This window comes from Bradyrhizobium sp. 190 (assembly GCF_023073415.1).
Classification (GTDB): domain Bacteria; phylum Pseudomonadota; class Alphaproteobacteria; order Rhizobiales; family Xanthobacteraceae; genus Bradyrhizobium.
The window spans coordinates 73,655-80,807 of record NZ_JADPJL010000067.1 but is presented as its reverse complement, the minus strand read 5'-3'; the positions used below and the strand labels follow the sequence as shown (position 1 = coordinate 80,807).

At 58.4% G+C, this 7,153-nt stretch carries 9 protein-coding genes; 2 read left to right on the top strand and 7 right to left on the bottom strand.

Going from position 1 to position 7,153, the window contains the following annotated elements:
- Nucleotides 1-390: 390 nt before the first annotated feature.
- The 7 genes from IVB22_RS35080 to IVB22_RS35050 form a co-directional block, all read right to left on the bottom strand.
- Nucleotides 391-732, bottom strand: a complete 342-nt coding sequence (locus tag IVB22_RS35080; protein WP_247521706.1) for a hypothetical protein — start codon at nt 730-732, stop codon at nt 391-393.
- A 53-nt stretch (nt 733-785) separates the two neighbouring features.
- The gene (locus tag IVB22_RS35075) at nt 786-974 is read right to left on the bottom strand and encodes a hypothetical protein (RefSeq protein WP_247521705.1); all 189 of its coding nucleotides are present in this window, start codon (nt 972-974) and stop codon (nt 786-788) included.
- A 434-nt stretch (nt 975-1,408) separates the two neighbouring features.
- Nucleotides 1,409-1,693, bottom strand: a complete 285-nt coding sequence (locus IVB22_RS35070; RefSeq protein WP_247521704.1) for a hypothetical protein — start codon at nt 1,691-1,693, stop codon at nt 1,409-1,411.
- A gap of 517 nt (nt 1,694-2,210) precedes the next feature.
- Complete coding sequence (locus tag IVB22_RS35065; RefSeq protein ID WP_247521703.1) at nt 2,211-2,795, bottom strand: aminodeoxychorismate/anthranilate synthase component II; 585 nt, start codon at nt 2,793-2,795, stop codon at nt 2,211-2,213.
- Nucleotides 2,792-4,186: an aminodeoxychorismate synthase component I gene (gene pabB, locus IVB22_RS35060; protein ID WP_247521713.1), complete on the bottom strand. Its 1,395-nt coding sequence runs from the start codon at nt 4,184-4,186 to the stop codon at nt 2,792-2,794. The genes IVB22_RS35065 and pabB overlap by 4 nt, the downstream gene beginning before the upstream one ends.
- Nucleotides 4,187-4,353: 167 nt before the next feature.
- Nucleotides 4,354-4,659, bottom strand: coding sequence for a Dabb family protein (locus IVB22_RS35055; RefSeq protein WP_247521712.1), 306 nt, complete (start codon nt 4,657-4,659; stop codon nt 4,354-4,356).
- Nucleotides 4,660-4,817: 158 nt separating this feature from the next.
- Complete coding sequence (locus IVB22_RS35050) at nt 4,818-5,453, bottom strand: GntR family transcriptional regulator (protein WP_247521702.1); 636 nt, start codon at nt 5,451-5,453, stop codon at nt 4,818-4,820.
- A gap of 301 nt (nt 5,454-5,754) precedes the next feature.
- Between IVB22_RS35050 and bioB the strand changes: the two genes are divergently transcribed.
- Both bioB and panD read left to right on the top strand, forming a co-directional pair.
- Nucleotides 5,755-6,744, top strand: a complete 990-nt coding sequence (bioB, locus tag IVB22_RS35045) for a biotin synthase BioB (RefSeq protein ID WP_247521711.1) — start codon at nt 5,755-5,757, stop codon at nt 6,742-6,744.
- Between the two features lie 46 nt (nt 6,745-6,790).
- On the top strand, nt 6,791-7,144 hold the full coding sequence (panD, locus tag IVB22_RS35040) for an aspartate 1-decarboxylase (RefSeq protein WP_247521701.1): 354 nt from the start codon (nt 6,791-6,793) through the stop codon (nt 7,142-7,144).
- Nucleotides 7,145-7,153: the final 9 nt, after the last annotated feature.

The window sequence follows — 7,153 nt, the reverse complement described above, 5'->3', positions numbered from 1 at the left end:
CTCGAGGCTGCGGGCTGTCCTGGAGCTTGCACATCATCGCCTGCATCACAGGCTTCACGAACTCGGCGCCAGCCACGAGCATGTGCCGATCCATTCGGTTCACGTTGAACGCGAGCATTGATGAAACGAAAACTTAGGATAAAAGGAATCTGCTGTCGGTTTCCCGCGGCCTCGCTGTTGGCAGCGGGGCGTGGGCGCACACGGACCATGGCATGTCCTGGCTACGTCCTCTGGCATCGAAGGTGAAGCCGCGTCCATTTTTCCACTGGATAGACGAAAGATCATGGGGATTCGGAAATAGGGCATTATCGATCGCGATCTCGCGCCGGTCCGCGATGTGGACCTGTACCGGATGGGGTAGGGCCAAGACATCACCCGGCTTGGGATAGACTATCGTCGAATAGTCGGGTTGAAGTTGGTCCGTCGGCGACGATTGACATAGTGAGCCTTGCGCTTGAAGCCGGGGCGAATGCGGTAAGCCGCGAGGTCGCGCGAGTCCGGGGACCAGCTCAGCGCCGAAAAGGCATAGTAGTTGCCTTCCGATCCGTCCCAGCTTGGCGGGATCCTGCGAGATGCGGAAGCCGAGCCTTCGATCATGATCGGCAGTTCGAAATGACGGAAGGGAAGATCGTCGGCCTGATAGCTCTTGTGGCTCGCCTCGTTCAGCGCCGCTGCGAGGCGGGTCTGATCAAAGGCCGGCCGCTTCACGCCCGTGGCGGCATTGACCAGCATGAACTTGTGCTCGCTCTGGGTGATCCGAGGATAGACGAACGCATTGCCCTCGGTTACCCCAAGGACACTTCGGAGACGTTGACGGTGAGCTGGCCATAGCGACCGCCGATCGTGAGACCCCGCTCGAATCCGCTGGCACCAGCTGCGGAATTCGCAAGGCCCGAACCGATCGCCTTCGGCTGCGCGGCTGCCGATCCGCCGTGGCTCAATGGCGCGAGCGCTAAAGGGCTGACCTTGTACATGGCCGTTCGCTCCCTTTTTATATTGGCTTCGGTATCCCGGATTGGGCTTCTTTAATGGTGGTGTGCAGCACAGTTCAAACGTCTCCTCCAGGAGCTGCACTGGCTTGCTTGCGCGCAATCACCGTGCCCGGCCACGTTCCGGGTCGCCATGACGCTGCGCCCTTTGCGGATCTAGATCAACGGAACACGCCCGGATGGAATGCCCCATCGGACCTTCTTCAGAAGAAGCGCCGTTTTTGGCTGCGCGCCGGCAAGCCTGAATTGGCCTGTGTCGCGCGGCAAACGCCAGGAGGCATGATCCTCGCGTAGGGCCTGGAGCCGTTTGGCGATCTCCGGCTCGTCGAGCCATTCGATCGTGTCCTCCTTGCCACTTCTCAAAGCCTCTAGACGATCAGGAGCAACGAACTGTAGTACGGCCCCGGCACAATCTTCGCCTACGTCGGAAGTGAGGGCAAAGACATTTGCGGTCCGAAAAGCTGGAATTTCTTGGCCCACCGATCAAGTACCCTTAGTGTCGCGGCCAGTCGTTCGATGACGGCATTGCTAATCCTTCCTTTCGCGCGCGGGTCAGTCAGTGGATCAGAATCTAATCGGCCATCGAGATCCAGTCGAGCAATGACTTCGTCCGCATCAACCCGCGTTTCGCGCGCGAACTTTTGCCACTGGCGCGAGCCGATTTGATCGAGCTTGTATTCGCCACCAACTTTCAAGATGCCCACCGGCCATTTCGACGGACATGCCGAGAGCGATGGACTGTGGGTGCCTTCTGAAGAGATCCTCAGCTCGTCCAGAACTGGCGATCGACAGCTTAGGGGTGCAAAGACGGCGGTCCGCTTTTGGCGACGCGACGTGCGGCAGGTCAATATCGAGTGACATTGTCCGATGCACAACGATGTCGGAGTCGGACATAGGCACGGAGCTATGCGTCAATGGCCTAAGTCTAGCACCTCGTTTTCTCGGCCTCGTCTTGCGCGACGTTATCTGGAGGTTCATCAGATCCACTTCTGAAGCGGCATAACGCAATTGAGGTGATGCAATCATGAGAGTGCATCAAAACTTCCCCGCATAAACTCCCGCTCTTTCGCAGCGGAGTTCTTTCCAATTTGAGTGCGGATACCGCGCTACTGGCATCTTGGAAGGTTTTGTTTGCCCAGGATCTGAGGAGCGAGCTAGCTCACTCTCACATTGCGCAAGCACGCTTTTTCCAACGTGAGGCGTGGGCCATCGCTCCGATCTTCAGGCTAACGAAGTTTCTGCTATTCGCAAGAAGTTTGAAAGCAGTAGGTGCCCTTGTTGGGTAAGTATCGATTCGGGATGGAACTGCACGCCGTAGGTTGGTTGATACTGATGTGCGAGAGCCATGATCTCGCCTTCCTCGGAACGCGCTGTCACATTGAGATGCGGGGCGCATGTCTCATCGAGCTCAACAACAAGAGAATGGTAGCGGCCAACGCAAAGCGGCGATGAGAGTCCAGTGAATAGCCCCCGGCCGTCATGGGCAATATGCGAAGACCGCCCGTGCATGGGGCGACGTGCACGCACTACGCGTCCGCCGAACACGCTCCCAATACACTGATGCCCGAGGCAAATGCCGAGAATGGGGAAGCGACCTGAAAGTTCGCGGACGATGGCCGTAGATATGCCGGCCTCGAGTGGAGTGCAGGGGCCGGGCGAGATAATCACTGCGCACGGCTTGAGACCAACAAGATCGCTGGCGGTCAACGCGTCGTTCCGGATCACCTCCGTTGCTGCGCCAAGTTTTCGGAGATAACGGGCAATGTTGAAGACAAATGAATCGTAGTTGTCGACGATGAGTATCAAGATGCACCGGCTGTTTCAGCACGAAATGCGTCAAAGATTCGCTGCGTCTTGGCGAGCGTTTCCTCGTATTCGGCCTCTGGATCCGACATCGCCGTTATCCCGCCACCCGCATGAAACACAGCCAGGCCATCGTCGATCGTTACGGTGCGGATCGCAATATTCGTGTCCATATGCCCGTTGAAGCCGATGAAGCCGATCGCCCCGCAATAAACATCTCGCGCAACACGCTCGATTTCGGCAATAATTTCCATTGATCGCACCTTTGGCGCCCCGGTAATGGAGCCGCCGGGAAAGCAAGCTCGCAGTAGGGTAACGGCGTCTTGCTCTTCTGCAAGTTCACCCGTAACGATCGACACGAGGTGGTGCACTGAGGCATAGGATTCGAGGTTGCAAAGCGCTGGAACTTCGACCGAATGCGGCGTGCAAACGCGCGAAAGATCGTTACGCAGGAGGTCGACAATCATAATGTTCTCGGCGCGGTCCTTTTCGGACGCGACTAGGATTTCAGCGCGACGCTGGTCTTCCTCGGAATTAGCGGAACGCGCAATCGTGCCCTTGATGGGGCGCGTTTCGACTTTTTGTCCAGCAAGCTTTAGGAACCGTTCCGGGGAGCTCGATGCGATGGTGAGCTTGCCGTAGCGCAAGAGGGCCGCAAAGGGCGCCGGGTTCACTAAGCGCAGCTGGCAGTAGAAGGCAAGCGGATCAAATGAGGGCGACATCCTGGCACTGAAGCGCTGCGCAATGTTGGCTTGGAAGACGTCTCCGGCCAAAATCAAGTCGACGACGCGCTGTACCGCCGCAATGTAGCCGTCACGGCTGAAGTTCGAATGCCATCCGCCGGGTGTGCCCAGGGCGCGATTCCGCGGCGACTTTGGACTGGCAAGCAGTGCTGCAAACTCATCGGCTCGACGGCGTGCACGCTCGCTCCGACGTGCGGGATCCTGTTCCGGCCATCCGGTAGAAACGATCCAGCATCTGTCGTCGTGGTGGTCGTAGCTGACCACCACATCATAGAAATGCAGGACGGATTGGGGCAAACCCAGACCAGGAATTGCGGGCGCCGGCAATTGCTCCAGTGTCCTGTTTAGATCGTAAGCAAGAAAGCCGGCCGCGCCTCCCTGGAACGGCGGGAGATCGAGGCGATGCTCTTGCGGATACTTGGCGAGCAGGGTGCGAAGAACTTTCCATGGATCGCCCTCAAGAGCCTCTCCATTGCAACTCGCCTGTCCGTCCGCGACCATATAGGTGCTGAACGGGTCGCAGCTCAGATATGAGTAGCGCCCAAGCAACTCATGTCTTGCGGCGCTATCGAGAAACGTAAGGTGCGGTCGATGCGCGAGACTTCGCATCGCTGTGACAGGCTCAATCCATTGCAGTTCTCGGACGTGCATCGGGCTGTCAGTCACTGAGGGCTAGCGTGCTGTGAGACGCGCTCCGATTGTGATTCTCACCCCAACGAGAGCGACGCTCGTCCATGATCAGCAAACTCTTGAGATCGATTATCAAGTTACCCCCGTCGGTGGACACGGTGCACCGACCAAATTGATTATCGCTGTATTCAGGCAAAACGCACAGCTGTTGATACGTTGTAGTCGGCCGCGAACCGCAGTTCGCGGAGTGGTCGTACCCGACTGATCGATTCCTGGTATAGATCATGCGCTTTGAAAGCAGCGAGATCCGCCTCGTTGTCGAACTCACCATAAACCACGACGTCGATGTCGTTGCCGAGCTGGTCGGTCTTGCGGTTGCGGGCAACCTCGAGCCGGCGGGCATGCGGGATTTTGGTGAGAACCGAGAGGCCTTCGATCATTTTATCGATGTGGGTCTTATCCTTAGCTGTGAACAGGACGATGTGACGTATCATGGATAGCCTGAGGAGTAATGAGTAGGTCGCATAACTATCGTGGGATTGAACCGGCTGCAACGCTAGCACCACATCCCGCGCTCGCCCGGCAAGATGGTCGCTGCTGCCGCAGTCTTGCCAGGACCGTGGTCTGCAACGGAACTCGCCAGAACTGCCGGTCAGGACGCAGGAAGGGCAAGGCGCTCAATCGATTGAATGTGGCGCGCGAGCAGGTTACAGGCTTGGTCGACGTTGCGCGCTCGCAATGCCTGCAGAATCAGGCGGTGATCCTGATTGGATCGCGGTCGCCAACCGCTACTTCGCGCCATCGCGAACACCAATCGAGAGTTTGCAAGCTGTAGTCCGTCGAGACTGGCGAGCAGGCGCGGCATTGCACACGGCGCCGCCAGCGCGTGGTGAAAGGCGCGGTTGGCCATCTCAAAATCCTGAATGGTCTGGGCATTCTCTCCTTCAACCAGGGCGAGCTCGATCCGTGCCAAATGGCTAAAGGTGAGCTTTGGAGCCGCATTGCGCAGGGCGACCACCTCGAGAGCTCCACGCATCTCGGCGATCTCCTTCACGGAATTGGTATCGAGTGGAGCGACCCTCACGCCACGACGGGGCACAGCGACAACGAGATGTTGAGCCTCCAGTTGGCGAAACGCCTCGCGCACGGGGACATGGCTGGAATTGAACTCTCGCGCGACATGATCCTGCCGGAGCGGGGCGTCAGGCGGCAGAGCGCCGCTAATGATGCGCTCACCAATTGAGCCCGCAATGTGCTGGGCAATTGTGGTGTTCTCGTCTGTGATCATAGATTATCTATCACAACTGAGCGGATATATTGTGCCCCGTTCGGCGACCGGCCCGAGATGATTCGACATCGAACCTTGATTCGCCCGATGTTGCAGGATTTCGCCGGGCTTGAGCAGTTTTTGCGGTCTTTGCGCATCGATTAGCTTTACATCTTTTTCGGAAAGGCTGGCTTTGGGCGGCGATAATCATCTCCCAGCGGTTCCTAAGGCAATTTACTGGCATCGATCGCTCGACTATCGATAATCGGCGCTGGTATCTATGATTGACGCGGGTAAGAAGGCAAGTGCAAAGGCTGCTGCTATGGGAGTGGAGCGGATCGACGGCGGCGACAGAGCGCCGCTCCGCAGTGGCTGGGAGCGCGCCGAGGTCGAAGCGCTCTATGGCCGGCCGTTTGCCGACCTGATGTTTCAGGCGCAGAGCGTTCATCGGGACAGCTTCGATCCAAACCACCTTGAGACCGCGAGCCTGCTCAGCATCAAGACCGGCGGCTGTCCGGAAGACTGCGCCTACTGCTCGCAGAGCGCTCATTACGACACCGGGCTGAAAGCCACCCGCCTGATGGATTGCGCCGATGTGGTCGCCGCCGCAGAGCGCGCGAAGGACGCCGGCGCGAGGCGCTTCTGCCTGGCCGCGGCCTGGCGCAGTCCAAAGGACCGTGATCTCGATCAGATCTGCGACATGATCAGCGCTGTCAAAGGCCTCGGGATGGAGACTTGCGTCACGCTCGGCATGTTGACGCGCAAGCAGGCCACACGGCTCTTTGAGGCCGGGCTCGACTTCTACAATCACAATGTCGACTCCTCGCCCGAGTTCTACGGCAAGATCATCACCACGCGCACCCTGCAGGACCGCATCGATACACTTGCACATGTGCGCGAGGCCGGCATCAAGGTGTGCAGTGGCGGCATTATCGGCATGGGCGAGCGCCTCGAGGACCGGCTCGCCATGCTGGTGCTGCTCGCCAATCTTCGAAAGCCTCCCGAAAGCGTGCCGATCAACCTGTGGAACCAGGTCAAGGACGTGCCGGTCAACGACACCGCGGAGCGTCCCGATCCGATCGCGGTGGCGCGGCTGGTCGCGACCGCCCGGATCATGATGCCGAAGAGCGTCGTGCGGTTGTCTGCCGGACGGCAGTATATGAGCGATGAACTGCAGGCGCTGTGCTTCTTGGCCGGCGCGAATTCGATCTTCATCGGCGATGTGCTGTTGACCACCAAAAACCCGAAAGCCGACCGCGACGCGAATTTGCTGGGTCGGCTCGGCATCACGTCCGCACCTTGCCTCAAGTGAAACAGGCAGCGAGCACGCTGTACGCAAACTCCAGTGTAGGGGACAAATGCAGATTACGTTGATGAAAGGAAAGATCGATCGTGCCTCGGTGACCGAAGCCGATCTGCACTCTGAGGGCTCGATATCAATTGATCGCGCGCTGCTCGACGCGGCAGGTTTCCTGATCAACGAACGCGTCGAAATCTACAACACCGAAACCGGAGTGCGCTTCGCCACCTATGTCACCGCAGCGCCCCCGCGGTCGGGCACCATAGACTTGAATGGTGCAGCTGCGCGACTTGCCATGCCCGGAGACAAAATTGCTATCGTTGCATATGCCTCCTTTGATGAGGCGGAAGCCAAGCTCTTTAGACCCCGTGTTGTGCTGGTTGACCCAGAAAACCGCATGCTACCAAGTTGAAAGCTAAAG

Excerpts from the sequence above, each read along its gene's own strand:
- IVB22_RS35050 (WP_247521702.1), bottom strand. The coding sequence starts at position 5,453 with ATGATCACAGACGAGAACACCACAATTGCCCAGCACATTGCGGGCTCA.
- IVB22_RS35080 (WP_247521706.1), bottom strand. The coding sequence starts at position 732 with ATGCTGGTCAATGCCGCCACGGGCGTGAAGCGGCCGGCCTTTGATCAG.
- pabB (WP_247521713.1), bottom strand. The coding sequence starts at position 4,186 with ATGCACGTCCGAGAACTGCAATGGATTGAGCCTGTCACAGCGATGCGA.
- IVB22_RS35075 (WP_247521705.1), bottom strand. The coding sequence starts at position 974 with ATGTACAAGGTCAGCCCTTTAGCGCTCGCGCCATTGAGCCACGGCGGA.
- panD (WP_247521701.1), top strand. The coding sequence starts at position 6,791 with ATGCAGATTACGTTGATGAAAGGAAAGATCGATCGTGCCTCGGTGACC.
- IVB22_RS35055 (WP_247521712.1), bottom strand. The coding sequence starts at position 4,659 with ATGATACGTCACATCGTCCTGTTCACAGCTAAGGATAAGACCCACATC.
- bioB (WP_247521711.1), top strand. The coding sequence starts at position 5,755 with ATGGGAGTGGAGCGGATCGACGGCGGCGACAGAGCGCCGCTCCGCAGT.